24 protein-coding genes are annotated in these 24,772 nt (G+C 56.6%); 19 read left to right on the top strand and 5 right to left on the bottom strand.

Features of this window, described 5'->3' with window-relative positions; genetic code table 11:
• The first annotated feature begins 20 nt into the window (after positions 1–20).
• The 9 genes from panB (at position 21) to N3G78_08645 (ending at position 7,113) form a co-directional block, all read left to right on the top strand.
• Positions 21–860: a 3-methyl-2-oxobutanoate hydroxymethyltransferase gene (panB, locus tag N3G78_08685; GenBank protein ID MCX8117991.1), complete on the top strand. Its 840-nt coding sequence runs from the start codon at positions 21–23 to the stop codon at positions 858–860.
• A gap of 56 nt (positions 861–916) precedes the next feature.
• Complete coding sequence (locus N3G78_08680; protein MCX8117990.1) at positions 917–1,903, top strand: TRAP transporter substrate-binding protein; 987 nt, start codon at positions 917–919, stop codon at positions 1,901–1,903.
• A 7-nt stretch (positions 1,904–1,910) separates the two neighbouring features.
• Entirely contained in the window at positions 1,911–2,435 is a 525-nt protein-coding gene (locus tag N3G78_08675; GenBank protein ID MCX8117989.1) for a TRAP transporter small permease, read from the top strand.
• A gap of 1 nt (position 2,436) precedes the next feature.
• The gene (locus N3G78_08670) at positions 2,437–3,714 is read left to right on the top strand and encodes a TRAP transporter large permease (GenBank protein MCX8117988.1); all 1,278 of its coding nucleotides are present in this window, start codon (positions 2,437–2,439) and stop codon (positions 3,712–3,714) included.
• A gap of 58 nt (positions 3,715–3,772) precedes the next feature.
• A complete protein-coding gene (locus N3G78_08665; GenBank protein MCX8117987.1) occupies positions 3,773–4,006 on the top strand; it encodes an Lrp/AsnC ligand binding domain-containing protein in 234 nt (77 codons plus the stop codon).
• A 31-nt stretch (positions 4,007–4,037) separates the two neighbouring features.
• Positions 4,038–4,130: an aurora kinase A-interacting protein gene (locus N3G78_08660; protein MCX8117986.1), complete on the top strand. Its 93-nt coding sequence runs from the start codon at positions 4,038–4,040 to the stop codon at positions 4,128–4,130.
• A 9-nt stretch (positions 4,131–4,139) separates the two neighbouring features.
• On the top strand, positions 4,140–4,961 hold the full coding sequence (locus N3G78_08655; protein MCX8117985.1) for a site-2 protease family protein: 822 nt from the start codon (positions 4,140–4,142) through the stop codon (positions 4,959–4,961).
• 497 nt (positions 4,962–5,458) lie between these two features.
• The gene (gene pxpB / locus N3G78_08650; protein MCX8117984.1) at positions 5,459–6,163 is read left to right on the top strand and encodes a 5-oxoprolinase subunit PxpB; all 705 of its coding nucleotides are present in this window, start codon (positions 5,459–5,461) and stop codon (positions 6,161–6,163) included.
• A complete protein-coding gene (locus tag N3G78_08645) occupies positions 6,151–7,113 on the top strand; it encodes a biotin-dependent carboxyltransferase family protein (protein ID MCX8117983.1) in 963 nt (320 codons plus the stop codon). Before pxpB ends, N3G78_08645 begins: the two co-directional genes overlap by 13 nt.
• An 81-nt stretch (positions 7,114–7,194) precedes the next feature.
• Here N3G78_08645 and N3G78_08640 read toward each other — a convergent pair whose 3' ends face one another.
• On the bottom strand, positions 7,195–8,370 hold the full coding sequence (locus tag N3G78_08640; protein ID MCX8117982.1) for an MFS transporter: 1,176 nt from the start codon (positions 8,368–8,370) through the stop codon (positions 7,195–7,197).
• A 687-nt stretch (positions 8,371–9,057) separates the two neighbouring features.
• On the opposite strand from N3G78_08640, the gene N3G78_08635 reads away from it, so the two are divergent.
• The 8 genes from N3G78_08635 to N3G78_08600 all read left to right on the top strand — a co-directional run bounded on the left by N3G78_08635 (position 9,058) and on the right by N3G78_08600 (position 19,831).
• A complete protein-coding gene (locus tag N3G78_08635; protein ID MCX8117981.1) occupies positions 9,058–10,275 on the top strand; it encodes an ATP-binding protein in 1,218 nt (405 codons plus the stop codon).
• 98 nt (positions 10,276–10,373) lie between these two features.
• Positions 10,374–12,896 (top strand): MMPL family transporter, encoded by a 2,523-nt coding sequence (locus N3G78_08630; GenBank protein MCX8117980.1) that lies wholly within the window; start codon positions 10,374–10,376, stop codon positions 12,894–12,896.
• Positions 12,883–14,388 (top strand): NAD(P)/FAD-dependent oxidoreductase, encoded by a 1,506-nt coding sequence (locus N3G78_08625; GenBank protein ID MCX8117979.1) that lies wholly within the window; start codon positions 12,883–12,885, stop codon positions 14,386–14,388. Before N3G78_08630 ends, N3G78_08625 begins: the two co-directional genes overlap by 14 nt.
• An 89-nt stretch (positions 14,389–14,477) precedes the next feature.
• Positions 14,478–16,079: a cobalamin-dependent protein gene (locus N3G78_08620; protein MCX8117978.1), complete on the top strand. Its 1,602-nt coding sequence runs from the start codon at positions 14,478–14,480 to the stop codon at positions 16,077–16,079.
• Positions 16,080–16,203: 124 nt separating this feature from the next.
• Positions 16,204–16,989: a metal-dependent hydrolase gene (locus N3G78_08615; protein MCX8117977.1), complete on the top strand. Its 786-nt coding sequence runs from the start codon at positions 16,204–16,206 to the stop codon at positions 16,987–16,989.
• A 149-nt stretch (positions 16,990–17,138) separates the two neighbouring features.
• The gene (locus tag N3G78_08610) at positions 17,139–17,912 is read left to right on the top strand and encodes an ABC transporter permease (GenBank protein MCX8117976.1); all 774 of its coding nucleotides are present in this window, start codon (positions 17,139–17,141) and stop codon (positions 17,910–17,912) included.
• Complete coding sequence (locus N3G78_08605; protein MCX8117975.1) at positions 17,909–18,649, top strand: ATP-binding cassette domain-containing protein; 741 nt, start codon at positions 17,909–17,911, stop codon at positions 18,647–18,649. Before N3G78_08610 ends, N3G78_08605 begins: the two co-directional genes overlap by 4 nt.
• 24 nt (positions 18,650–18,673) lie before the next feature.
• Positions 18,674–19,831: an MlaD family protein gene (locus tag N3G78_08600; protein MCX8117974.1), complete on the top strand. Its 1,158-nt coding sequence runs from the start codon at positions 18,674–18,676 to the stop codon at positions 19,829–19,831.
• Between the two features lie 25 nt (positions 19,832–19,856).
• Here N3G78_08600 and N3G78_08595 read toward each other — a convergent pair whose 3' ends face one another.
• The 3 genes from N3G78_08595 to N3G78_08585 all read right to left on the bottom strand — a co-directional run bounded on the left by N3G78_08595 (position 19,857) and on the right by N3G78_08585 (position 22,657).
• A complete protein-coding gene (locus N3G78_08595) occupies positions 19,857–21,227 on the bottom strand; it encodes an adenylate/guanylate cyclase domain-containing protein (protein MCX8117973.1) in 1,371 nt (456 codons plus the stop codon).
• A 131-nt stretch (positions 21,228–21,358) separates the two neighbouring features.
• Entirely contained in the window at positions 21,359–22,198 is an 840-nt protein-coding gene (locus tag N3G78_08590) for a deoxyribonuclease IV (GenBank protein MCX8117972.1), read from the bottom strand.
• A gap of 12 nt (positions 22,199–22,210) precedes the next feature.
• Positions 22,211–22,657, bottom strand: coding sequence for a hypothetical protein (locus N3G78_08585; GenBank protein MCX8117971.1), 447 nt, complete (start codon positions 22,655–22,657; stop codon positions 22,211–22,213).
• A 226-nt stretch (positions 22,658–22,883) separates the two neighbouring features.
• Here N3G78_08585 and N3G78_08580 point away from each other — a divergent pair, with 226 nt between their 5' ends.
• Complete coding sequence (locus tag N3G78_08580) at positions 22,884–23,399, top strand: glycine/betaine/sarcosine/D-proline family reductase selenoprotein B (protein ID MCX8117970.1); 516 nt, start codon at positions 22,884–22,886, stop codon at positions 23,397–23,399.
• Between the two features lie 63 nt (positions 23,400–23,462).
• Positions 23,463–23,771, top strand: coding sequence for a hypothetical protein (locus tag N3G78_08575; protein MCX8117969.1), 309 nt, complete (start codon positions 23,463–23,465; stop codon positions 23,769–23,771).
• A gap of 10 nt (positions 23,772–23,781) precedes the next feature.
• Here the strand turns inward: N3G78_08575 and N3G78_08570 are convergent, their stop codons facing one another.
• Entirely contained in the window at positions 23,782–24,771 is a 990-nt protein-coding gene (locus N3G78_08570; GenBank protein ID MCX8117968.1) for an MBL fold metallo-hydrolase, read from the bottom strand.
• Position 24,772 lies beyond the last annotated feature (1 nt).

Raw genomic sequence — 24,772 nt, 5'->3', positions numbered from 1 at the left:
TCTTCTTTCCGGAGGGAAGGATGGAACGAAAAAAGTTGACTCCTGTGGACATCCAGGCGATGAAGAGGGAGGGTCGGAAGATCACCATGCTCACGGCCTATGACTACCCCACAGCCCTCCTGGTCGATCGGGCCGGGATCGACATCATCCTGGTGGGCGACTCCCTCGGCATGACGGTTTTGGGCTATGAAAATACCATCCCCGTCACGATGGAGGAGATGATCCACCATACCAAAGCGGTCACCCGGGGCGCGAAATACGCCCTCATCATCGGCGATATGCCCTTCATGTCCTACAACACCTCCGAAAGAGAGGCCATCTTCAATGCGGGCCGTTTTATGAAGGAAGGCAAGGCCGACGCCGTCAAGCTGGAAGGGGGGGCGAGCGTCCAGGAGATCGTGAGGGCCATCGTGAAGGCCGGCATTCCTGTCATGGGCCACATCGGGTTGACGCCCCAGACCATCTCCATGCTCGGAGGGTTCAAGGTTCAGGGAAAGGATGCCCAGGCTGCCCAGAAGATCATCGACGACGCCCTCTCCCTCGAGGACGCCGGCGCCTTTTCGGTCCTGGTGGAGGCGATCCCCGCGGCCATCACTCAGAAGATCACCGAGCGGCTGAAGGTCCCTGTCATCGGAATCGGGGCAGGGGTTCACTGCGACGGTCAGGTCCTGGTCGTCCATGACATGCTCGGCCTCTTCGACCGCTTCACCCCCAAATTTGCCAAGCGATATGTCAACCTGAGCGAACAGATGCTCAAGGCCTTCGAGGCCTACCGGGAGGAAGTGCTGACAGGAAAGTTTCCGACCGACCAGCACAGCTTCCACATCGACGAAAAGGAGCTCGAGAAGCTGAAAGCCTGATCTATTTAGGGATTGGAGAAGAATTCAAAAATCGACCTTTAAGGAGGGAAAGAAAGATGAGAAAGAAGATCGTCTCCATCATGGTGTTGGCCATTGGCCTCCTGGCGCTCGGCGCCATCGGACATGTCGAGGCCCAGACGATGACCCTGAAGCTGGCCCACATGGTCTCCACCTCCGCCCATTACCATGTGGGCTCCGTCGAGCTTGCCCGGCTCGTCCAGGAGCGGACCAAGGGGGCGGTGAAAATTGACATCTTTCCCGCAGGACAGCTCGGGAAAGGGGAGAGGGAGCTGGTCGAAGGCCTCCAGATCGGGACGATCGATCTGGTCGTGACCTCCACCGGCCCGATGGGTGGTTTCGTCCCCCAGATGCTTGTTGTCGATCTTCCCTTCCTCTTCCGGGACAACAGCCACGTGGACAAGGTCCTCGATGGCCCCATCGGCGAAGGTCTCTTGAAGGAGCTCGAAAAGGCGGGGATCAAGGGGATCGCCTTTTGGGAAAACGGCTTCCGGAACCTTACCAATAACAAGAGGCCGGTCAACCGACCGGAGGATGTCAGGGGATTGAAGTTGAGGACGATGGAGAACGAGGTCCACATGGAGGCCTTCCGGAATTTAGGTGCCGATCCGACGCCCATGGCCTGGGGAGAGGTCTATACCGCCCTTCAGCAAGGCGTGATCGATGGCCAGGAGAATCCCATCGGCATCATCCGGACCCACAAGATCTACGAGGTGAACAAACACCTCGCCCTCACCGGCCATGTCTACTCTCCTGCCCTCCTTCTCATGAACGATAAAAAGTTCAAAGGCCTGTCGCCCGATTTTCAGAAGATCTTTGTCGAGGCCGGAAGGGAGGCGGCCAAGTTCGAAAGAAGGTTCAACCGGGAGAGCGAGGCCAAATGGCTCGAGGAGTTGAAGGGATTTGGAATGCTGATCACCACTCCCGAAAAGTCGGCCTTCCAGAAGGCCACCGAGCCTACCTACAAGAAGTATGAAGGCCGGTTCGGAAAAGAGTTGATCGACCGGATCGTCCAAACGAGATAGGGAGGAGATGCTTTTTAAGCTCAGTCACTGGTTCAATCGGGGGGCGGAGATCTGCTGCCTCCTCCTGCTTCTGGCCATGACCGGGGTCACCTTCGCCCAGGTCTTCTTCCGCTTCGTCATCGTCCACTCCCTTCCCTGGTCTGAGGAGTTCTCCCGATATGCCTTCGTGTGGGCCTCCTTCTTAGGGGCCTCCGTTGCCGTCAAAAGGGGACTCCATATCGGCGTCGAGGCCTTGGTGGTCAGGTTGCCAAGAGAGAGGAGACGGCTTCTCTCCTTGGCCACCCTGGCCATCCTCCTCCTCTTTCTGATCCTGGTGATCCTCAAAGGCTTTCAAATGGCCTCCTTCAACATGAGACAGGTCTCGCCTGCGATGAGAATTCCCATGGGGCTTCCCTACCTTGCCATCCCGGTCGGCTCGCTCCTCATGGCCATCCATCTCCTCAACGAGTTCCTCATGAAATGGCGACAAGGAGAAGACCGGGCCTCGATGGAAAAGACCGAAGCGGAGAAAAGGGTGGCCGCAGGGTTCTGAGATGATCTTGATCCTCTCCGTGAGTTTCCTCGTCTTTCTCGCCTCGGGGATCCCTGTGGCCTTTGTCCTCGGGCTGACCTCGCTCGTCGGGCTCCTCTATTCTGGGGAGGTCCCCCTCCTGCTCATCCCTAAACAGATGTTCTCGGGGACCGACTCCTTCCCCCTTCTGGCCGTCCCCTTCTTCATTCTCGCCGGGAACCTGATGAACATCGGAGGCATCACCAAGAGGCTCATCCACTTTTGCAACATCCTCATCGGATATGTCAGGGGCGGCCTCGCCCTGGTCAACGTCGTGGCCAGCATGTTCTTTGCGGGCATCACGGGCGCGGCAGTGGCCGACACCTCGGCCCTGGGCTCCATCCTCATTCCCGCGATGGAAAAGGAGAAATATGACCGGGACTTCAGTGCCGCAGTGACCGCAGCCTCCTCAACGGTCGGCCCGATCATCCCGCCCAGCATCCCCATGGTCATCCTTGGGACGGTAGGAGAACTTTCCATCGGGGCCCTCTTCCTAGCCGGCGTCATCCCGGGGATCCTGGTAGGGTTCTCCCTTTTAGGTGTGGCTTACTATATCTCCTGCAAAAGGGATTACCCGAAAGAGCCGGCCAAGTCCCTCAGGGAATTTTTTGTCGGCCTCAAAGACGCCCTCTTCGCCCTTCTCATGCCCGCCATCATCCTTGGCGGAATCCTCGGAGGCGTCTTCACGCCGACCGAGGCCGCCGTGGTCGCCGTGGTCTATGCCTTTCTGGTCAGCGTCCTGATCTATCGGGAACTTCGTTGGAAAGACCTTCCCAGGGTTCTGGTCGATAGCATGGTGACCACCTCCCTCATCATGTTCGTCATCGCAAACTCGGCCATCTTTGGCTGGATCCTCGCCAACCATCAGATCCCCCAGGCGATCGCCCAGCTCTTTCTCTCCATCACTACCGACAAATGGGTCCTCCTCCTTCTGATCAACCTTTTCCTCCTCTTCGTGGGAACCTTCATGGAGACGACCGCCTCCCTCATCATCCTGACGCCCATCCTCTTGCCCCTCGCGGTGAAGGTGGGAATCGATCCGATCCACTTTGGGCTGGTGATGGTCCTCAACCTCGTCATCGGCCTGATCACGCCTCCCTTGGGCGTCTGCCTCTTCATCGCCTGCAGCATCGCCAGGATCACCCTTGAACAGATCGTCCGGGCCATCCTTCCCTTCCTCCTCGCCGCCATAGGCGTCCTCTTTCTCGTCACCTACGTCCCGGACCTTGTCCTCTGGCTTCCCCGAATGGTGATGCGATAGAAATGACTTGAAATTGGAAGAGGATTAGGATAACTTAACCCGTAAAGGAGGTGATCCTATGCCGATCTCCGCTTATGTCTTCATCGAATGCACGGCGGGGGCCGCCAGGGATGTGGCGAAGGAGGCCTCGAAGATTCAAGGCGTGAAGCGGGCCAACGCGACGACCGGTCCCTACGATGTGATCGCCCTGGTCGAGGCGCCGGACATCAACATCCTCGGCGACTTCATCGTCACCAAGATCCAGGGCCTGTCCGGCGTTTTGAGAACGCAGACGAACGTGATCGTCGATTGACACCGCGGAAATTCTCTGAGGAGCGAACACGATGGGAAGCGTCGTAAAGAAACGGCGAAAGAAGATGGCCAAGCACAAACATCGGAAGAGGCTCGATCGGGACCGGCACAAGAAGAAGAAATAAACCCTTTTCATGCGTCGCCACACGATCCACCTCGTCCTCTTCCTCCTCACGGTGGCCTCCACCTGGAGGACCGGAGGATGGGGTTACTCCCTTTCGATCATCCTCATCCTCCTGGGACATGAATTGGGCCATTACTTCATGTCCCGGAGGCACGGGATGAGAGCCACCCTTCCATTTTTTCTCCCCTTTCCCCTTTCCCCGTTCGGAACCTTGGGTGCGATCATCCGGATGGAGGGGCCCATCTACTCCCGGAAGGCCCTTTTCGATACCGGAGTAGCAGGCCCCCTGACCAGTTTCCTCCTGAGCCTCCCAGCCATCGCCATCGGGTTGAAGCTCTCCACTTTAATTCCGAGGGCGCATATTCAGGAGGGGACGACCCTCCACCTAGCAGACCCTCTCCTCTTCGCCCTGGTTCAGCGACTGGTCCTCGGGGATATCCCGGAGGGGTTCGAAGTGATCCTCCATCCCATCGGCTACGCGGGATGGGTGGGCCTCTTCGTCACCGCCCTCAACCTCTTTCCCGTGGGCCAGCTCGACGGGGGCCACATCGCCTACGCCATCTTCGGCCAAAAGAGCCGGGCCGTCTTTCTAATCGCCATCGCCGCGATGGGCTTCATCACGGTCTTCTTGAATCCGGGGTGGTTCCTGCTGCTCATCCTGATGGTCCTCTTCGGCTTTCGCCATCCAAGGCCCCTGGACGATGAAACCCCGCTCGACGGAAGGAGAAAGGCCATGGGAGGTTTCATGTTCCTCGTCTTTCTTCTCTCGTTCACGCCATCGCCGTTTCCCCAGCTCACCGAGGAGATCAAACGTTTCCTCGGCTGGCCCTAACTGTCGCACTTGGCAACCTTTTGAATCTTTTGGAATCTTTTTTCTGTACTCCCCCTGGGAACGTCCGTTTTTGGCTTTTATGAAAATCTATGCTATGAATAGGCCATGCCCTATCAGGCAAGGTTAGATCCCCCCGGAGCTTTGCGTCAGGTGATCCTCTGGAGGATGGAGAGAAAGCCATCTTCCGTGATCACCTTGGCAAGGGAAACATTTTATCAGGACCTTCAAACCTTGCTACGAATGGGCTCTCCTAAGGAATCATGTTCCCTCGTTGATAAGACCGGGCGAGGTCTTCTCCCAAAAACAATCTTTTGCAGTCATGCAACCTTTTTGGGGACGAGGCAGCCTTTTTGCCAAAAGGGATTTATACCCTGCGGCTTTTCGGGAAAACAGAAAAGGATGGGTGAAAGCAAGGATGGGACTCACAGGGCGGTGAGGAAGCGGGCTTTGGGGGGACAAAAATTTTGAAGGCAAACGGGAAGGGAGGGAAATATTAAATGTTAAAATGGCAAGGGGGTCCCCCTTTCAACATCGGGTTTCGGCTCGTGGGGGATCGGGGACTCCTCCTCGATTTCGGAAAGGAGATCTCGGCCGAGGTGAATGAGAGGGTGAGGAGGATGGCCCTCGCCCTCCAAGCGAAATCGCTCGGCGGGATCATCGAGGTCATCCCCGCTTACACCACCCTTCTCATCCGCTATGACCCCTTGATCCTCTCCCTCAATGCCTTGAAAGAGCAACTCCGGGAGATCGAAGCGGGACTCCAGGGGCTTGTCCTTCCGGAGCCAAAGCTTACCCAAATCCCTGTCGTCTACGGAGGGCCCTATGGCCCGGACCTCGAGTTCGTGGCCCAATACCATCGCCTCACGCCTGAAGAGGTGATCCGGCTTCATTGCAGCAAACCCTACCTGATCTACATGATCGGCTTCATGCCGGGCTACCCTTATATGGGAGAACTTCCCGAGGCCCTGATTACCCCGAGGTTAAAGACTCCGAGGCTCTCCGTGCCCAAAGGCTCTGTGGCGATCGCCCAGAGGCAGACCGGGATCTACTCGATGGAAAGCCCCGGAGGATGGCAGATCATCGGTCGAACGCCGGTCGAGCTCTTCGATCCTCATCGAGACCCGCCTGCCCTCCTCCGGATGGGAGATCGGGTTCAGTTCTATCCCATCAGCGAGAAGGAGTTCCTCGAATGGAACGGATAGCCGCCTTTGAAGTCCTGGACCCAGGGATTCTGACCACGATCCAAGATGGAGGCAGGTTCGGCTTTGGCCAGTTTGGCGTGCCTCCCTCGGGCGCCCTCGATCCCTTCTCCTACCGAGCGGCCAACCTCCTTGTGGGCAACCTTGGGAACGAGGCCTGTCTCGAAACGATGCTTGCGGGCCTGAAGTTGAAAACGCTCCAGGAGGTCACCATCGCCATTACAGGAGGAGATCTCGGCCCGACGCTCAACGGCGAGCCCCTGGAGATGTGGAGGACCCATCTCCTCATCGAAGGGGATGTCTTGGCCTTCAAGAAGGTCCGGTCTGGATGTCGAGCTTATCTTTCGATTCGCGGGGGGGTTCTGGTGCCCGAGGTGATGGGGAGCCGTTCGACCTTCCTCACGGGAAGATTCGGGGGCCTTGAAGGAAGACCCTTAAAGAAGGGAGATATCCTCTTTCGACCTTCCATCCCCTCTCCCATGGATCGGGTGGGATTGCGATTTCCATCGGAGTGGATCCCCACCTTCGAAAAAGAGACCCACCTCAGGGTCCTCTGGGGTCCGCAAGAAGACCACTTCACGGAAAAGGGATTGGAGACCTTTTCGACAGCGACCTATGAGGTCTCGCCCCAATCCGATCGGATCGGGCTTCGACTTCTGGGGCCCTCCATCGAGCGGAGGCCCGACGTGGAAGAATCGATCATTTCCGAAGGTCTCCTCCCCGGTGCCATCCAGGTTCCGGGAGACGGGAGACCGATCATCATCCTGAACGAACTCGTCACCGGTGGCTATACGAAGATCGCCACCCTCCTCTCCGTTGACCTGACCCGGGTGGCCCAGTTGAAACCCGGGGACCGAGTTCGCTTCCAGCCGGTTTCGTTGGACGAGGCCCATCGCCTCCTCCGCGAGTTCGAATCCCCCTTTGAGAAACTGCGAATCTCCCTCCCCGGGTAAATTATAGGCCCTCTGCGGAAGCTCTGCGATGCGTTTAGGTCCCCTTTTGAGGCCGAGGACAAAGGGGGCTGGCCGTCGGCCTCACCTCTCCCAGTCCCCATCCCTTGACGGAGAGCGTCGAGGCCTTCGCTTAACAAAGACCCCGTAGAAGAAAAGAAAATTGATGAGGCCGGTCAAGGCAAGGGAGAGGAACATGATTTGGAAATTGGTCAACCTTAAGACCCCGCCCATGATCACCGCTCCCAGCCCGATCCCGAGATCGGAAAGGGCGGTAAAGGTCCCTAAGGCCGGACCGCGGGAGGAACCGGCAAGGTCGATGGCCAGGGCGACAAAGGCAGGAAAGGCCAAGGCGTTTCCCGCACCCCAGATGAGGGAGGCCAAGATAAACATCGGCGTCGTTTTCGAGAAGGCGAGAATGAGGGTGGCCACGATATAGGTGATCAAACAGGGGAAGATGACCTGTTCCCTCGGATAGAGATCGAGGATCTTCCCTCCGAACATCCGACCCAAGATGAGCATGGCCGCAAAGGCCGTAAAGAAGAGACCCGGATTCCTCATCCCGTTTTCGAGGGCATAGAGGGGAAAGAAGGTGGTCAACGCCCCCCAGATGATATGGGTGAAGAAGGCGAGGACCGCAGGAGGGAGGGCCTTGGTGGAGATCAGGGATCGGTCTCCGGTCGCATCGAAGATGGCCTTCTCTCCCCTTTCCAGCCGGGTGGTCAGAAAAAGGGCGGCAAGACAGAGGGCTCCACAGACCAGGAAGAGGACGGTGAAATTGAAACGGTTGAGCAGGAACATCCCGAAGGAAGGGGCCAGGGCAAAGGCAAGGTTGAAGGCGAGGAAGAAATAACTGATGCTCTGGCCCCGGTGCTCTTCCGGGCTGATCCGGGTGACGTAGGTCGTCGAGGCCGTATAAAAGAGGGCAAAGGCGAACCCATGAACGACCCTGATGGCCAAAAAGGGCCAGAAAGGGGGGAGGACGATATAGGCGATGGCACAGAGGCCGAGGAGAGAAGCGCCCCCGAACATAAAATTCCTCTCAGGGATCCTTAAAAGGGCCCATCCCACCAGAGGCCGCATGAGGACCGAGGAGACGCTCGAGGTCCCGATGAGAATGCCGATTTCGGCCTCCGCTCGGCCCAACTGGGAGAGGTAGACCGGGAGGGTCGGGATGAGGATGAAGAGGGAGGAAGAGAAGGCAAGCTGGGCCACGAATGTGAGCCGAAACTCACGGCTGAAGATCTTCCTGAAACTCATGGCTCTGGATTGTAATCGGGGAGGGTCTTATTGTAAAGAGAGGGATGAGGAAGGAGATTGTAGGAAACAAGAAAAAATTGAAGGGCGATCGAGGATCGCCCCCTGTGAATCGATAAAGGTTGAACCTTTTTTCGTGACCTATTTTGAGGGCATAACCGGACCTGTCACTTCAAACGACCTAATAGCCATTATTATCGACCTCCGCATCTTCCTATATCGCGCAAGAAGACGCCTGCCAATGCCGTTTCACATCCATCACACCCACAGACAGGTAGATATACCTGGAGGCAGGCCTCGGGTTTCGTTTTACATAGGCCATTCCCTTCACAATCGCCCGTCCTCTTTTTACAACGCTCATCTTTTTCGCAATCCTCATTCTCTCGGCAGAAACCTTCGGGTTGATACCGTTGGAAGATCACGGAGGAATAACTTTTCACCTTGATAATATGAAAGGGATTTGTAACCCTGGGTATGGGGCCGGGCTCTCTGTTCTCCTCTATGTAGACCTTGATTCCAAGAGGAATCCTTGTCCATGATCTTAATGGATAGGTGTGGAGTGGATTTTTAGCCCTATCATAATCTTTTCCTATCGGCAAACTTAATTCGGGGGATTGCTTTGTTGACAATTAGATCATTAAATGATATATTTTCCATCAGCAAATAATAGATATTGTATAGATGTCTGCAATGAAATGGCGTTACAAATCGCGGTGGCTGGCTGAGCAGATTAAAAAAGCGACTTCCTTTTCTCCAATCGTTGTGGTGAGCGGTGCGAGGCAAACAGGGAAAAGCACCCTCCTTCAGCATGAATTCGCTCCTCCCCAATGGCAGTATATCACCCTTGACGATCTCGATATGCTTGCCATGGCCCAAAGACGGCCAGAGGAGCTCCTGGCCATCTCAGACCATTTGATCATCGATGAAGTTCAAAGGAACCCGGATTTCCTGCTCTCTGTCAAACGGGCTGTGGATAGGGATCGGAATAGACGATTTATTCTCTCCGGGTCAACCAATCTTCTCCTGATGAAGTCGGTTTCGGAAAGCCTGGCTGGTCGGGCAACCTATTTTGAACTCCTCCCCATGGCTTACAGAGAAGAAAAGGAGGCTCCCATCGCAACCTGGATGATGAACCTCCCAGAGAAGAAGCCTCCTCAGCTGAAGGAGCCGCACCGCGGGAAGATTGAGGAATTGTTGTTCAGGGGCGCCCTTCCGCCAGTTCTGTTTCTCTCGGATGACCAGGAAATCTCCTCCTGGTGGAGAGGGTATGTCCGGACCTATTTGGAACGGGATCTGCGCGACCTGACCCGGATCACTAACCTTCCCGATTTTCGAAAAATGATGGGACTTCTGGCCATGAGGAACGGTCAGATTCTAAGGCAAAGCGAAATCGCCAGGGATGCGGGACTCTCTCAGGCTACAGCTGGTAGGTATATTAATCTTCTTGAAATAACAGGGCTCCTGGTGAAACTTAATCCTTATAGCGCTAATATTTCAAAGAGGATCATCAAATCGCCCAAAGCCTATTTTATTGATCCCGGCCTTGTTTGTGCTTTAACCGGTGTGACTCACCCGGAAGAGATTACGGAGTCGATGAGGGGAATGCTTTTCGAATCTTATATCTGTCTAAACCTCCTCGTTTTTTCTTCGATGCACGGGGGAAATCTCTATTATTTTCGGACACAGGGAGGGAAAGAGAAAGAGGTCGATTTCATCCTCGAAATGGGCAAAAAGATTGTAACGATTGAGGTAAAATATGCAAAAAAAGTGGGAATCCGGGACGCGGGATCGCTTTTTTTCTTAAGAGAGATGCTCCCAGGTTGGAAGGCAGGTCTGGTCGTCTATAATGGCTCGGAAACCTTGACCCTGGGCAAAGATATATTTGCCATCCCCTGGTCATTGCTCTGAAAAAAACAATCATTCCCTCGAATTCCTCACCAATTTTCATATCCGGCGTGCTTCTGTTATAATCCTTCTCATCTTTCTTCAACAGTTCTCTTTTCGTCATGCGAAAGAAGATACTCAAGGGCATCGCCCGTCTCTGTTTTTTTCATCATCGGAAGATCCTCCTCGTCTTCCTCGGCCTGTTTGCCATGGCCTTTCTCCTCACCGGAAGGCTCCAATTCGATCCTGATTTTCTGAAACTCTTTCCCGCGGAAAAGGGGGCGATCAAACTCTATTTAGAGAATCTGAAACAGGCAGGCACGTTCGATCTCCTCTTCATCCTCTTGGAGAAAGAAAAAGGAGCTGAACATCAGCCCTTCACCGATTTCGGCAGAGAGATGGCAGAGGGTTTAAAGAAGATGGAGATCGACGGGAAACCCGCTTTTAAAAATGTCCGTTACCAGAAAATGGAGCTGGAGGATCTTGAAAAAGCCATGCCCGTTTTCTCGCTCTTTCTCACCCATCCCTATCTTTTTCTCGACGAAGAGGATATCCCGAAGCTGAAAGAGAAGTGGACAGAAGCTGAGATTTCCAAACAGATTCGTAAGAACAGGAGGGTTCTGGTCAGCCAAGCTTCTTTTGCGATGAAAGATTTGATCCGGATCGATCCCCTGGAACTTCGATGGCTCTTTATGGAGAAGTGGAGCGCAGGGATGAAGGGCATGGAGTTCGATGCGTCAAGCCCTTTCTTTCTTTCGAAAGATGGAAACAGCCTTCTGATCATCACAGAACCTCTGCAGCCTGCAAGCGCTCTCTCTTTCTCGAACAACCTGATGAAGAAGCTTAAAGAATTCGTATCTGAGGGAACTGCCCTGGAAGCCAGAGGCATCAAGGTCTTCTTTACCGGAGCCCACCCCATTGCCACAGCCGAGGCGAAAACCCTCCGGTTCGATATGCAAAGTTCTTTTATCACTTCTCTGATCCTCGTCCTCCTCCTCTTCCTTTTGGTCTATCGGAGGTGGGTGACGCTCCTCTTCGTCGGCCTCCCCCTCCTCGGCGGGATCCAACTCACCATGGGGATCGCCTCGCTCACCTTAGGGAGCTTGAACATTCTGACGAGCGCCTTCGCCGCCATTCTGGTCGGGCTGGGGATCGACTTCGGCCTCCACCTCTACGACCGCTATCAACAGGAGAGGGCTCTGGGAAAGGAGGTCTCCTCGGCCATGGAGACCACGCTCTCGGAGACGGGCGCAGCGATCTGGACCGGCGCCCTCACAACGATCTCGGCCTTTGCCATCCTCTTTTTCTCACGCATAAGGGGGATCATGGAGCTGGCCTTCATCGTCTCGGTCGGGCTCCTCTGCGCCCTTCTCTGCATCACCTTCGTCCTCCCCTCTTTCCTCATCTGGATCGATGGCCGTAAGAAGGCCCATGCCTATCCGGCTCTCCAGAGCCTCGGATACCAAACCCTCTCCTCCTTCCTAAGGAACCATGCCAGGGCGGTCGTGCTCTGCTTCGCCGCAGTAACCCTCTTTCTGGCCTTCTACGGCTTACGGATCGAGGTGGAAAAGGACTTGAGAAATTTAAGACCCAAGGGAGTCCAATCCCTCGGAGCGCTCGAACAGATGGCAAAGGCCTTCGGCGGAAGGCGATGGGAGGCCGTGCTCGTTCGGGAAGGGAGGGACCTCTCCGGTCTGCTCTCCAAAGAGGAAGAGACGATTCCCGTCCTAAATCGATATCAGAATGAAGGTAAGATCGAATCCTTCGTCTCCCTCGCCTCGCTCGTCCCTTCCCCCGAGAGGCAGAGAAAGATCTTAAAGGCCCTTCGGGAGTCTTTCGACTGGGAGAGGGTGAGGGAAGACCTCCGGAACGCCCTGAAGGCGAACGGGTTCGAGGTAAAGGAGTTCGAGGGGCTCTTAAGAAGCCTCGAAGCGATCCATCTGGGCGATGCACCCATCTTTCAGCCCGAAGCCCTCCTCGAGCGGCTCGAAAGAAGCCCTTTCAAGAGGGGGCTCGAACCCCTCCTCAAGCACACCGGTGAGACCTACAGGCTCGCCACGCCGATCTACTACCAGAGGGGGAGGCTCTCCCTCGAGGCCTTAGAGAGAGAGCTTCGGGGCGTTTCGGTGACCGGGGCCGAGAGGGTGGAGGCAGAGATCCTAAGGCTCATCAGGGAAGATCTCTTCCTCCTTTCGCCCCTTTCCTTTTTGATGATCCTCTTGCTGGTCTTCTCCCATTTCCGAAAATGGAGGGTGGCCCTGTTGACCTTGGTCCCTCTTGCCACCGGACTCACCTGGATGCTCGGGGCGATGGGCCTGCTGGGCATCCGGATCAACTTTGTCAACGCGGTCGTCCTCCCTATGATCATCGGCATGGGGATCGACAACAGCATCCATCTGATGCACCGTTACCTGGAGCAGGGGGCGAAAGACCCGGCCCAGGCTTTAAGGACAACGGGCAGGGCCATGACGATGTGTACGGTGACGACGATGCTCGGATTCGGTTCCTTGGTCACGGCCCGCTACCAGGCCCTCACCTCGATGGGCTGGGTGACGCTCCTCGGGATGGGATCCTGCTTGATCGGCTCCCTCGTTCTCCTTCCCTCGATGCTCATGCTCCTTGGGGGTCGTCGTGGCCTCTCCTAAAAGCTACGATGCCATCGTCGTCGGCGCGGGCATGGGGGGTCTGACGGCCGGTGCCCTTTTGGCCAAAAAAGGATGGAGGGTCCTCATCCTCGAGAAGGAGGATCAGCCCGGAGGCTATGTGGTCTCCTTCCGGAGAAGGGGATTCACCTTCGATGCGACAGGGGCCTTCGTCGGAGGATGCCATGAGGGAGGCGAGTTTTACCAAATCCTGAAAGAGGTCGATGCCCACGAGGCGGTCGAGTTCATCCCGATCGAAGAGATTCATAATGTCTATCCCGGGTTCGAGATCCGCCTCGAAAGGGGAGGATTCTCCTCTTATATCGATCAGCTGAGGAGGCTCTTTCCTGGGGAAGAGAGGGGGTTGACGAAGTACCTTCGGTTGGTCAAACGGATCGGAGAGGAGATGGAGGCCTATGCCAAGTCGACCCTCGCCAAGAGGCTTCTTCTCCCCTTCTCCTTCAGATATCTCCTCCGGTTTCACCGGGCCACCCATCAGAAGGTCCTCGATCCTCTCTTCGAATCGAGGGAGATCAAGATGGCCCTCCATACCCTCCCCGCAACGGAACCCCCTTCTCGCCTCTCCTTTCTCTTTGTGGCCGCCCTCCTCAACAAGGCCTTGATGGAAGGGGTCTTTTACCCGAAGGGCGGGATGGGAAGGCTTCCGGAGGCCATGGTCAAGGCATTGGTCCGCTACGGAGGAGAGATCCTTTTTAGAAACGAGGTGGATCAGATCCTCATCAAGGACGGAAAGGTCCAAGGCCTTCTGACGAAAGGGGGAGAAGTCTTTCTCGCACCCCTGATCCTTTCGAACATCAACCCAAACCACCTCATTCGAAGGCTTCCTCGAGAATTCCGTGGGCCCTTCGAAAGAAGGGCGAGGCGGTTCGAATACTCCCTCTCCTGCTTCATCCTCTATCTGGCCACGGATTTAAATCTTAAAGAATTGAAAGTTCCCTATTTCACCTACCTTCGATCCATCTCGGACCTCGAGGAGGAGTACCGGATGATGCGAAGGGGCGAGGTGCCGAAGAATCCAACCTTGATCGTGACCGTACCGACCATCCTCGATCCCTCCTTGGCTCCGGAGGGGAAACACGTGCTCAAGGTCCTTGCCCTCGCCCCCTATGCCTACCGTGAAACATGGGGCAGGAAGGACCCTGCCCAATACCGAGAAGTGAAAGAGACCTTCTGCAGACAGCTGATCCAACAGCTCGAATCGAAATTGATCCCCGGCCTGTCCGACCATCTCCTCTTTTACGAAGCCGCCACCCCCCTTACCCTCGAGCGCTATACTGGAAACGAACAGGGCGCCATGTACGGCCTGGCCTCCACCCCCGAACAGATCGGACCCTTTCGCCCCTCCCATCGAACAGCCATTCCTGGCCTCTATCAGGTGGGCCACTACACCCGGCCTTCCCATGGCATCGTGGGCGCAAGCCTCTCTGGCCTCTTCGCGGCCAGGGCCCTATCCCAAAGGAGGAAAAGGCCCTAAGCGATTCGTGAGGGAGGAGGGCCCCTCTATAGAAGCCGAAGGCCGAGGCAAGTTGCAATCTTTTGGTGATCCATCTTACAATTCGAGCGATGGAAAGGGTGGATTGCCTCTTCGTTCACGTCCCCAAATTGAGAAATTATTATCGACCGATCGGCTCCTTCCTCTGGATCAATTTCCTTCCCATGGGCCTCTTGGCCCTTGCCGATTTTCTTGATCGAAACGGCTTCCCCTCCCAGGTCCTCCACCTCGGCGTGGAATGGATCGAAGACCCCCGTTTCTCATTGATTCGTTATATCCGTCAGAAGAACCCTCGGATCGTGGCCCTCGACCTCCACTGGCACCACCAGAGTTACGATGTCCTCGAAGTGGCCAAAAGGGTGAAGCAGTCCATCCCTCAGGCCTACCTCCTTCTGGGAGGTTTCACCGCCAGCCTCTTCCACGAAGAGATCTTAAGGAATTTCGATGAGGTCGATGGTATCCTCCGGGGTGAGGCCGAGATCCCCCTTCTCGAACTGGCCCGCGCCCTTCTGAAAGGAGAAAGGGAGTTCTTTTCGATCCCCAATCTCACCTGGAGAAGGAACCGGAGGATTCTGGTCAACCCTCTCTCCTATGTGGCTTCGGAAGCGGATCTGAATCGCCTCTCTTTCACGAACTTCCGACTCCTCAAGAACCACTCCACCTATATCCGGTTCATCGGTCAACCTTTTTATGTGAAGGGTGTGTCGAAGGAGAAGAACTTCTGGATGTACTCTCTCAAATCGCCCGTCTACCACCTCCCCCTGGGCCGAGGCTGTCCGGTCCAGTGCACCTGGTGCAGCGGAAACATCCCCTGTCAGAGCACGATCACGGGACGGAAGAGGGTTACATTCAGAGGCGTGGAGGAGGTCCTTCAGTCGATCGAGGAGGCCCTCTCCTTTGGATACGAGACCTTCCACATTTGCTTCGATCCCTACCCGGGCAAACCGGACTATTTTCTCGAGCTCTTCTCCCGCATCCGGAAGGAGAAGATCCAGATGGAATGCTTCTTCGAAGCCTTCGGGTTGCCCACGGCCGCCTTCATCCGATCTTTCAAGGAAACCTTCCCAGGGCCGAAGTCCCTCCTCGCCCTCTCTCCCGATGTCGGATCGGACCGTCTGAGGGCGATTCACAAGGGTTATCCTTACACGAACCGGGAGCTGATGGGGTGTCTCGACCAGCTGAAAGACCACGGGGTTTTCTGTGACCTCTTTTTCACCCTCGGGGTCCCCTTTGAAAGAGAGGAGGACCTCGGTCAGACGATCCGGCTCCAGAGGGAGATCCGAAGCCGCTATCCCAACGTGAGAGGCATCCGGACCTTCACGATCGAACTGGAGCCCGGTTCCCCCTGGCATCTCGACCCGGAAAGGTTCGGGGTGAAGACCAGGCTTTGGAACTTCATGGATTTTTATCATTACCACTCCGGCAGGGAGAACGCCTTCTCCTCCCTTGGATACTGGATCCCTGACTATTTCGAAGGGGTGAGGAACGGCAGGGAGTTCGAAAGGCGCCTGCTTCAGCTCAAATGCAAAAAGTTCTGTTTCATCCACCCCGACGCCCGAAGGTCCTCGCCCCCCTTCTGGGGGAGGAGGCTCTGCGGCCTCTCCAACCTCTTCTGGCGGGCAAAAGGGATCTTCCAAAAGGAGTCTTCCCCCATGGATGGGATCGGAGATTAAACCGGCCTCTCCCCTTTGGAGACGGTGTCGTCACCCCCAAAAAACCATCTCGGTTTTCCTTCCCACACGGCTAAAAGGGGAGAGATAGGGCGATGGAAATCCAAACGAAAAGGAGGAGGTCGCGATGAAATTCTGGAGTCTCATGTTAGGTGTGTTGACGAGCGTTTTCCTTTCCCTTCTACTTCCTCTTCACGCCGAGGAGATCGGCCGAGAGGTGAAGATCACCTATCTCGGCCATGCCGCCTTCAAATTCGTCTCGCCCAAAGGCGTGGTGATCTATATCGACCCCTTTTTGAGCCAGAATCCGAAGACCCCGCCGGAACACAAGACCGTGGAGAAGGCCGATCTCATCCTGGTGACCCACGGCCATGGAGACCATGTGGGAGATACCCTGGCGATCGCCGAGAAGACGAATGCGAGGATCGTCGTCCAGCCCGAGCTGGGAAGATACCTGACCCGGAAGGGCGCCAAGAATGTCACGGGGATGAACAAGGGCGGGACCTTCACCTCCCACGGGATCGCCATTACCATGGTCCATGCGATTCACAGCTCGAGCGTGACCGAGGGCGATCAGGTCATCTACACGGGGGAGCCGGTGGGGTTCGTGATTCGCTTCGAGAATGGCTTCACCCTCTATCACGCCGGCGACACCGGGGTCTTCGGAGACATGAAGATCATCGGGGAGCTCTACCGACCGGAGCTTTCCATCCTGCCCATCGGAAGCCACTTCACGATGGATCCGAGGGAGGCCACCTATGCGGCCAAACTCCTCGGTTCGAGGTATGTGATCCCGATCCATTACGGGACCTTTCCCGTCCTGACCGGAACCGTTGAGGAATATCAAAGATTGATGAGGGAGGTCCCCCAGACGAAGGTCTTGGTGGTGAAGCCTGGAGAGACGATCCAGTAACGGGTTTGCCCCGACCCTGATCGCCAAGGACCTCCCGTTCCTTTGTCTCACCCCCTCTTCTCACATCAAAAGACCTGCCTCGGCAGGAGCTTGAAGGGTGAGCCTTTTCCATTGAACCATGAAAGAAAAATTTGATAAACTATAGCCCTATGCGGAAGAGGCCTCTCCGAGAACTCATCCAAGGCCTGCAGGACTTCTACCTCCTCTCCTACCATGGTTTGATGGGGGTGGCCAGACGACCCTTCTACGCGAGGGACCTGGTCGAACAAATGGACTATGCAGGATCGGGGTCCCTCTTCATCGTCCTCCTGATCTCTCTCTTCATCGGAATGGCCCTCTCCCTCCAGCTCTCTGCGGAACTCTCCAGGCTCGGGTTGAAGATGTACACGGGCAAGGTGGTGGGAATCTCCATCATCCGGGAGATCGGGCCGGTGCTCACGGCCCTCATCTTCGCCGGAAGGGTCGGTTCGGGGATGGCTTCCGAACTGGGTTCGATGGTCCTGGGCCATCAGGTCGATACGTTGCGCGTCTTCGGGGTCGATCCCGTCAAGAAACTGGTCACGCCGAGGCTCTGGGCCTCGATCGCCATGCTTCCCGTCCTGACGATCATCGGAGACGCCGTCTCCCTGTTCGGTGCCTACTATATCGCCGTCTTTGTGAGCCATCAGAGCGGGACCTTCTTCTGGAGCTCCATACGGGATATCTTGATCTATGAAAATGTCTTGGCGGGCTCCATCAAACCCTTCATCTTCGGGTATCTCATCGCCTGCATCAGTTGTTACATGGGCCTCTCGACCCGAGGAGGGGCCACCGGTCTGAGGAGGACCACGACCCGGGCCGTGGTCCTCTCCTTCATCGCGATCATCGTGGCCGACTTCGTCCTGACCCGGATCCTCCTCTACCTGTTGGGGTTCAGCGTATGATCCGATTCGAGAACGTCTCCTTTGCCTACGGGAATCGCACCGTCCTGGAAGACCTTAACTTCTCCATCCATGACGAGGAACGGGTGGCCATCCTCGGAGGGAGCGGAGAGGGAAAGACGACCATTCTGAAGCTCATCATCGGCCTCCTCGCGCCCGACTCGGGGAAGATCTACATCGACGGCGAGGACATTGCCGGCAAGTCCGAGGAAGAACTCCGGGGGGTGCGGACCAAATTCAGCATGGTCTTTCAGGATGGGGCGCTCTTCGACTCCTTGAGCGTGAAGGAGAACGTGGCCTTTCCGCTCCGGGAATATACGAAGATGACCGAGGAGGAGATCGACCGGAAGGTGAGGGACCTCCTAAAAAGGGTCGGCCTGGAAGAGGCGATCGGACAGATGCCCGAGGAACTAAGCGGGGGGATGCAACGGAGGGTGGCCATCATGAGGGCGATGGCCGCCTTCGAACCGAAGATGTTCCTCTACGACGAGGCCACGACCGGCCTGGACCCCATCAGTGCTGACGTCATCTGCCGGTTGATCCTGGAGATCGCTGACCAGGGAGGGGGGTTCATCCTCGTCACCCACAAGATGTTCGATGCCTTCAGGCTGGCCCGGCGTTTCATGTTTTTGAAGGGAGGGAGGATCGTCTTCGACGGAGACCGGGAGGCCTTGTTGCGATCCACCCTCCCTGAAATCCGAATCTTTCTAAGGGAACTGAACCTCGAAGGAAACCGTTGACGGATCGACCGATGGAGGGACACGATGTTTGAGATGCGAAAACAGCTGCGATGGTCCAAATTGAAGGTGGGCGTGGTGGTCACGCTCGGCCTTCTCATCCTCCTGATCGCGGTCTTCTTCGCCGGAGGGATCGAAAAGATCCTCTCTCCCAAGATCGAAATCAAGGCCCAATTTCAAGATGTGAGGGGTCTCAGGAAGGGGGCCCCCGTCTGGATCTTCGGGACCGAGGTCGGGTCGGTCAAGGACATTCGTCTCGATCGATACCTCGGCGCGGTGGTGACGATCTCCCTCCGAAAGGACTTCAAGAATTTCCTCAAGAAGGATGCCCGGGCCACCATCATGACGATGGGCCTCCTGGGCGACAAATATATCGAACTCACCACGGGCTCTCCGAAGGCCGATCCTTTTGAGGATGGGGACATGATCAAGGGTATGGTCCCGGTCGAGATCTCGGAGATCATGGAGACCGCTGGGGCCTCGATCGGGAAGGTGGGCGATGTGATCCAGCGATTGGACAACCTCATCCTGAAGATCGACGAGGGCGGGGGGACGCTCTCCAAGTTCCTGAAGGATCCCTCCATCTACGACCATCTCAATCGAAGCCTCCAGACCCTCTCGACCCTCCTCGAAGAGGTGAGGACCTCCGAGGGGACGTTCCGGAGGCTCATCGAAGATCCAACCCTCTACCAGAGGGTCCTATCCGCGGTCTCCTCCATCGAGGAGGTGACCCAGAAGACGAAGGAATCCGTGGAAGAGATCGGCCAAAAGGTCGCCGAGAGCCAGGGGACCTTTAAAAGGCTTTTGGAGGACCCCTCGCTCTACGAGAAGGCCCTGGCCACGGCCTCTGCCGCAGAGCAGGTATTCAAAAACGCAGGGCCTCTGGTTCGCGACCTCGAGGTCTTCAGCCGGGGATTGAACGAGAAGACGGGGACGCTGAGACGGATGATCGAGGACCCCTCCCTCTACGATCAACTGAGCCGATCCACAGCCCATCTCTCCTCCATTTTGAAGAGGATCGATGAAGGGGAGGGGTTGGCCGGGGCTTTGCTGAAAGACCAGACCTTGAGCAAAGAGATGGAGAGGACGCTCGAGGAGTTTCGGGGGGCAGCCTTAGAGTTGAGAGAGCTCCTCAGAGAGATCAAAACGAACCCGAGGAGATACCTCAAGTTCAGCCTTTTCTAAAAGGCAGCTCGGCCCCTCTGAAATGTCAATCCTCCGCATCGACCCCATAGACCCGGATGGGAAAAGAACTCCCTTTCACCCTCACCTCTCCGAAATCCCGCAATCGAGCGGAGTATCCCCCGGGCAGCTGAGAGGCCACCTCCTCGGAAAGGAGCATGGCCACTCCCATAGACTTCGTCAACTCTTCGAGACGTTTGGCCAGATTGACCGTAAGCCCTAAGACCGTGGAATCCATCCGATCCTTAGAACCGATCGTTCCCAGGATGACCGGTCCGAAGTGGAGGCCGATCCCTATCTGGATTTCATCCTCCTTTGAGATCGCATGGGCTCGATTGAAGCCCTTGACCGAGGAGAGGATCTCCATGCCACAGTCCACGGCCCGCCGTGCGGCTTCCAATCCTTCGAAGAGACAGAGCACGGCGTCTCCGAGAAACTTGTCGATCACGCCCGCTCGGCCCTTCACAATAAGGGCGATCTCTTCATAGAGCTGGTTGACCAGGTGAATCAATCGGACCGGGGAGAGGCGTTCCGATAAGGCGGTGAATCCCCGAATATCGCAGCAGAGGATGGCCGCGGTCTGCTGGTCCGCCTCGCCCAGCCGAACCGAGCCGAGGCCGGCCGTGGCGATCCGCCGGAGGTAAGCGGGCGGGACGAACTTTTCGAAAACATCCTTCGTCTCCCGCACCGCCCTCTCGAGGGATCGGAAATGAAGGGCCACTGAAAGGGAAAGAAAGATGGAGAGCCAGAGGGAGGTGAACCAGAGGATCTGCCCATCGAAGAGGGTCGCCAGGCCAGAAGAGCGCAAGGCATCGTGGCCCCCGCCGATGAGCCAGAGGATCATGCCCGTCGCAAAGGGATAGAGATAACCCGGCCCCTCTCGCCTCAGAAACTTTTTGACAAAGGCGAGGCAGTAGAAAACCCCAGCGCTCAGGGCAAAGAGGTGGATCAAAGGCCTGAGCAGTTTGGATTGGGGTCTTAGAATGTCTGTGGCCATGTCATGGGGCTCGAGGGGGAGTCCCAAAAACCAGGGACCCTTTCCGAAAAGGGCGAGGAGGGCCAAAAGCGATCCCGCGACGACCAGACCCTTTGGCAGCCTGCCCAGCCTCTGGCCGTAGAGGGAGGCCGTGAACCAGGACCAGCTGGCCGGCAGAAGGGCGAGGGCCGCGAGGTCGATCCGATATCCTAACAGGATGGTCCGGGGAGACCCCTGAAATCCATAGATGACCCAGCCGAGGAACAGACACGTGGAGAGGAGGTAGAAGAGCAAGAGGCTCCTCAGGGGGCGGTAATGGGAATAAAGGGCCATGATGGCGAGGCAGAGGATGGACATCACGGCGTTGGCGACGAGGCCGATGAAAGGACCGACGCTGTAATGAGGGATCTGGGGAGGAAGCATCGCGATCTTCCGGCCCCCCGGGGGTCTTCCGTCTCTATTCGCAGGGGTTTTTCATGGGCGATCCAAGGCCCAAGGGAGGTGGCTCTTCGGCCTTTTCGGGGTTTCGTTGGAGACCCAGCTCCCGAGAAGGGTTACTCCACGAGGCTCCGGATCACCCTCATGTTCTTCAAATCTTCCACCGTATCCTTTCTCGGCGTCTCCATGATGCCGGGAAGATGTCTCAAACGGGGGTGATTGATGAGATGTCGAANCCCCTCAAGCCCGATATAGCCCTCCCCGATGTGCCAGTGTCGGTCTTTTCGCGATCCCAGAGGGGTCTTGGAATCGTTCAGGTGAAGGAGATGGAGACGCTCCAAGCCGATGGTGCGGTCGAAGGCATCGAGGGTTCGATCGATCCCCTCTCGGTTGGAAAGATCGTAACCCGCTTCGAAGGCATGGGCGACATCGAGGCAGATGCCGACCCTCTCCCTCTCCTCGATCCCCTCGAGGATCTTTCCGATCTGGCCGAAGTCGTAGCCGATCTCCGTCCCCTGTCCGGCGGTGTTCTCCAACAACAGGGTGGTGGAATTCTTTGCCTGGGCAAAGGCCAGGTTCACGGCCTCGATCACGGCCTCCATGGCCTCCTCCTCGGAGGATTCCAAACGGTGGCCAATGTGGATGATCAGGTACGGGGTGCCTAACCTCTCTGCCCTCTTGAGGTCGGTGACGATCGACTCGATCGAACGTCTGTAAAATTTCGAGGTCTTCGAGGCCACATTGGGAAGGTAAGGAAGGTGGAGGAAGAGAGGAAAAAGGCCCGATGCCTGAACCGATCGGGAGAAGATCTCCACGTCCTCCGGATCGAGAGGCTCGTAATCCCATCCCCTTGGATTTCGAGAGAAGAATTGGATGGTCTCGCAACCCCGGATCTCAGCCCTCTCCACGACCTTCGAAAAGCCGCCCGAAATGGAGATGTGGAAACCGAATCGCATGGTCCAAACCCACTAAGATTTGCCCTTGGCCCTTCCCTTCTCTTTCGTCTTCTCCCTTCTTTTTTCCTTCTCTTCGTAGAGGTCACTCCCCCTTTTTAAAGCGTGGAACTCTGGGGAGCCCGGTTTGATGCCCAGGCCCTTGGCCAGTTCCCCCCAACCTTTTCCCTTTTCCAATTTATATCTCTCGAGGACGATTTCGGGCGGTTTGCCCGACATCTCCCCGAGACGAAAGACCAGATAGGCCTCGGCCGGTTTGGCCACCTGGCTTAGGACCTTCTCGATCAGGGGCTCTCCCACTTTAAAACGGGCCGCAAGCCTTGCCCTGAAATGGGACATGTCTGCTTCGGCTCGCAGGTTAAACTCGGCCATCCATTCGAAATCTCCCGCTGCCCAGCCGCACAGGGGAGTCGTCAGGCACAGGGCCAAGGTCAAGGCCGTTAAGGATCTTTGCCACATCATCGGAGGCTCCTTTCCTACGAATGGGATTTGGAAGGGACCGGCCTTCCAGGAGGTTTTCGAAATTCTATCCTCAGGACGAAGAGGTGTCAATGGATTTGATAGACCAGGCGCCATTTTTCGGGCGATTTGACAAAACCTCGGCCTTTTGATACCTCTTGGGAGGAGCGATGATCTTGGGGGCCCCATGAGAGGGGATGGCTCGAAATCTACGAGAAAGGAGGAGATCATGGATCAGAGGAAGATCGTGGATGGGTTCCGGTTTCTTCCCCCCGGGCTTAAGGCGTGGGTGAAGACGTTCATCCCCGATGGCGATTATCAGGGGACGATCCCCTGGACACCCCTTTCGAAACCTTTGAACCAGACGACCTTCGCCCTGGTGACGAGTGCAGGGATCAGCCTGAAGGCCGACCCGCCCTTCGACATGGAGAGGGAGAAGCGGGAGCCTCTCTGGGGCGATCGCTCCTATCGGAAGATCCCCAAAGGGACAACGGAAAAGGAGATCGAGTGCAATCACCTCCATATCAACACAACCCTCGTCAAGGAGGACATCAACGTCGTCCTCCCTCTCCAGAGGATGGCGGAATTGGAGGAGGAGGGCGTGATCGGAAGGCTGGCTCCCACGGCCTACTCCTTTTATGGATTTCAATGGCAGAGCACCGAATTTCTCAGCGAGGCCATCGAGCCCATCTCGAGGCATATGAGGGAGGAAGGCGTGGAGGCGGTTCTGCTCACACCCGCTTGACCCTTCTGTTGTCAGTCCGTCGGACTGGCGGCGAGGTTCCTCGAGGAGAAGGGTTTTTCAACGGTGGTCCTCAGTCCAACCTGGGAGTTTACGCGGGCCGTGGGCATTCCCCGCGTGGCGGCCATCGAGTATCCTTACGGCAGGCCTGTGGGACAGATTGGAGACCGGGAGGGACAGAGAAAGGTCCTTCTCGAAGCCCTCTCCGTCTTTGAAAAGGCGACCAGACCGGGAGAGGTGATCCACCTCCCCTTCACCTGGCCCGAAGATCCGAAGAAGACCGACTGGCAGCCGCCCGAGATGTCGCCCCTGATCCGATACTACCTCGACGAGATCAAGAGGGCCAGGAAGATCCAGGAGGAGAAGGGAGGATGATCATGGGGGCTCAACCCGGAACGGAGGCGATCTCCTGCTCCAAGGCGTAATAGTCCTTCCCCTCCCTCTCTTTCAGGAAGACCTTGCCCTCTTGCCTCAAGATTTCAAGATGGCCCACGGCCTCGGAGATGCCCAAGAAGACCTCGAAGGGAGGGACGCCCGGGAAGAGGTCCAAGGCGATCTCGTAGGGCGTCTTCTCACCCCTGGAGAGAGAGGCGAGGACGTGATTCATCCTCTCCCGATGGTGTTCGGTGATCTTCCGGATGAGGGCCTTAGCATCGTCCACCTCTTCTCCGTGGCCGGGAAGGAGGAGATCGATTTCGAAACCCTCCAGCTTTTTCAGGGACGAGAGATAGTCCTGGAGACTCGAGTAGCGGAGGGGCGACCGGCTGTCAGGAACGTTCAAGACCGGATTGGGGGTGATCTCTTTGAGAAGATGATCGCCAGTGAAGAGGACCTTTCTTTCTGGCCAGTAAAAGCAGAGCAGGCCGGGGCTGTGGCCGGGGCAGTGGATGGCCTTCCAGGTCATGGAGGCGAAGGGAATGGTCTCCCCCTCTTCGAGGAAGAAGGCCTCGCTGAGGGGATCGGCCAGCTTCTGGGCCGACCCGATGAAGCCCACGGCCTGATGGACCAGCTCTTCTGGAACGCCGTTTCGGAGCAGGATCGATTTCAGGGGACCGAAGGTGTGGATGAGAGAACGAATCCGACCGTACTCCTTCGGGTGGATGTAAATGGGAGCGCCGGAGAGGGAAGAGATCCTCTGGGCCTGTCCGTAATGGTCGATATGGCCGTGGGTGACCAGGATCCGCTCAATTGATTCGATGGAAAATCCTAACTCCTGGAGACTCCTCCTCAAGGTCTCGAAAGAGGCATCGGTCCTGATCCCGGTATCGACGAGGGTTTTAGGGGCATCGTCGATGAAGTAGACATTGGTCGTCCCCAAGGGAAAGGGGATGGGAAGCTCGATCTTATAAACCTTGCCGAAAAATTGGCGGATCATC

It is taken from the genome of Thermodesulfobacteriota bacterium (assembly GCA_026415035.1).
In the GTDB taxonomy this organism is placed as follows: Bacteria; Desulfobacterota; BSN033; order BSN033; family UBA1163; genus RBG-16-49-23.
The sequence above is the reverse complement of the archived record's forward strand: the minus strand, read 5'-3'. Positions and strand labels throughout refer to the sequence as shown.

Coding starts and splice junctions, on each gene's coding strand:
- panB (MCX8117991.1), top strand. CDS start 21: ATGGAACGAAAAAAGTTGACTCCTGTGGACATCCAGGCGATGAAGAGG.
- N3G78_08680 (MCX8117990.1), top strand. CDS start 917: ATGAGAAAGAAGATCGTCTCCATCATGGTGTTGGCCATTGGCCTCCTG.
- N3G78_08675 (MCX8117989.1), top strand. CDS start 1,911: ATGCTTTTTAAGCTCAGTCACTGGTTCAATCGGGGGGCGGAGATCTGC.
- N3G78_08670 (MCX8117988.1), top strand. CDS start 2,437: ATGATCTTGATCCTCTCCGTGAGTTTCCTCGTCTTTCTCGCCTCGGGG.
- N3G78_08665 (MCX8117987.1), top strand. CDS start 3,773: ATGCCGATCTCCGCTTATGTCTTCATCGAATGCACGGCGGGGGCCGCC.
- N3G78_08660 (MCX8117986.1), top strand. CDS start 4,038: ATGGGAAGCGTCGTAAAGAAACGGCGAAAGAAGATGGCCAAGCACAAA.
- N3G78_08655 (MCX8117985.1), top strand. CDS start 4,140: ATGCGTCGCCACACGATCCACCTCGTCCTCTTCCTCCTCACGGTGGCC.
- pxpB (MCX8117984.1), top strand. CDS start 5,459: ATGTTAAAATGGCAAGGGGGTCCCCCTTTCAACATCGGGTTTCGGCTC.
- N3G78_08645 (MCX8117983.1), top strand. CDS start 6,151: ATGGAACGGATAGCCGCCTTTGAAGTCCTGGACCCAGGGATTCTGACC.
- N3G78_08640 (MCX8117982.1), bottom strand. CDS start 8,370: ATGAGTTTCAGGAAGATCTTCAGCCGTGAGTTTCGGCTCACATTCGTG.
- N3G78_08635 (MCX8117981.1), top strand. CDS start 9,058: ATGAAATGGCGTTACAAATCGCGGTGGCTGGCTGAGCAGATTAAAAAA.
- N3G78_08630 (MCX8117980.1), top strand. CDS start 10,374: ATGCGAAAGAAGATACTCAAGGGCATCGCCCGTCTCTGTTTTTTTCAT.
- N3G78_08620 (MCX8117978.1), top strand. CDS start 14,478: ATGGAAAGGGTGGATTGCCTCTTCGTTCACGTCCCCAAATTGAGAAAT.
- N3G78_08615 (MCX8117977.1), top strand. CDS start 16,204: ATGAAATTCTGGAGTCTCATGTTAGGTGTGTTGACGAGCGTTTTCCTT.
- N3G78_08610 (MCX8117976.1), top strand. CDS start 17,139: ATGCGGAAGAGGCCTCTCCGAGAACTCATCCAAGGCCTGCAGGACTTC.
- N3G78_08605 (MCX8117975.1), top strand. CDS start 17,909: ATGATCCGATTCGAGAACGTCTCCTTTGCCTACGGGAATCGCACCGTC.
- N3G78_08600 (MCX8117974.1), top strand. CDS start 18,674: ATGTTTGAGATGCGAAAACAGCTGCGATGGTCCAAATTGAAGGTGGGC.
- N3G78_08595 (MCX8117973.1), bottom strand. CDS start 21,227: ATGCTTCCTCCCCAGATCCCTCATTACAGCGTCGGTCCTTTCATCGGC.
- N3G78_08585 (MCX8117971.1), bottom strand. CDS start 22,657: ATGATGTGGCAAAGATCCTTAACGGCCTTGACCTTGGCCCTGTGCCTG.
- N3G78_08580 (MCX8117970.1), top strand. CDS start 22,884: ATGGATCAGAGGAAGATCGTGGATGGGTTCCGGTTTCTTCCCCCCGGG.
- N3G78_08570 (MCX8117968.1), bottom strand. CDS start 24,771: ATGATCCGCCAATTTTTCGGCAAGGTTTATAAGATCGAGCTTCCCATC.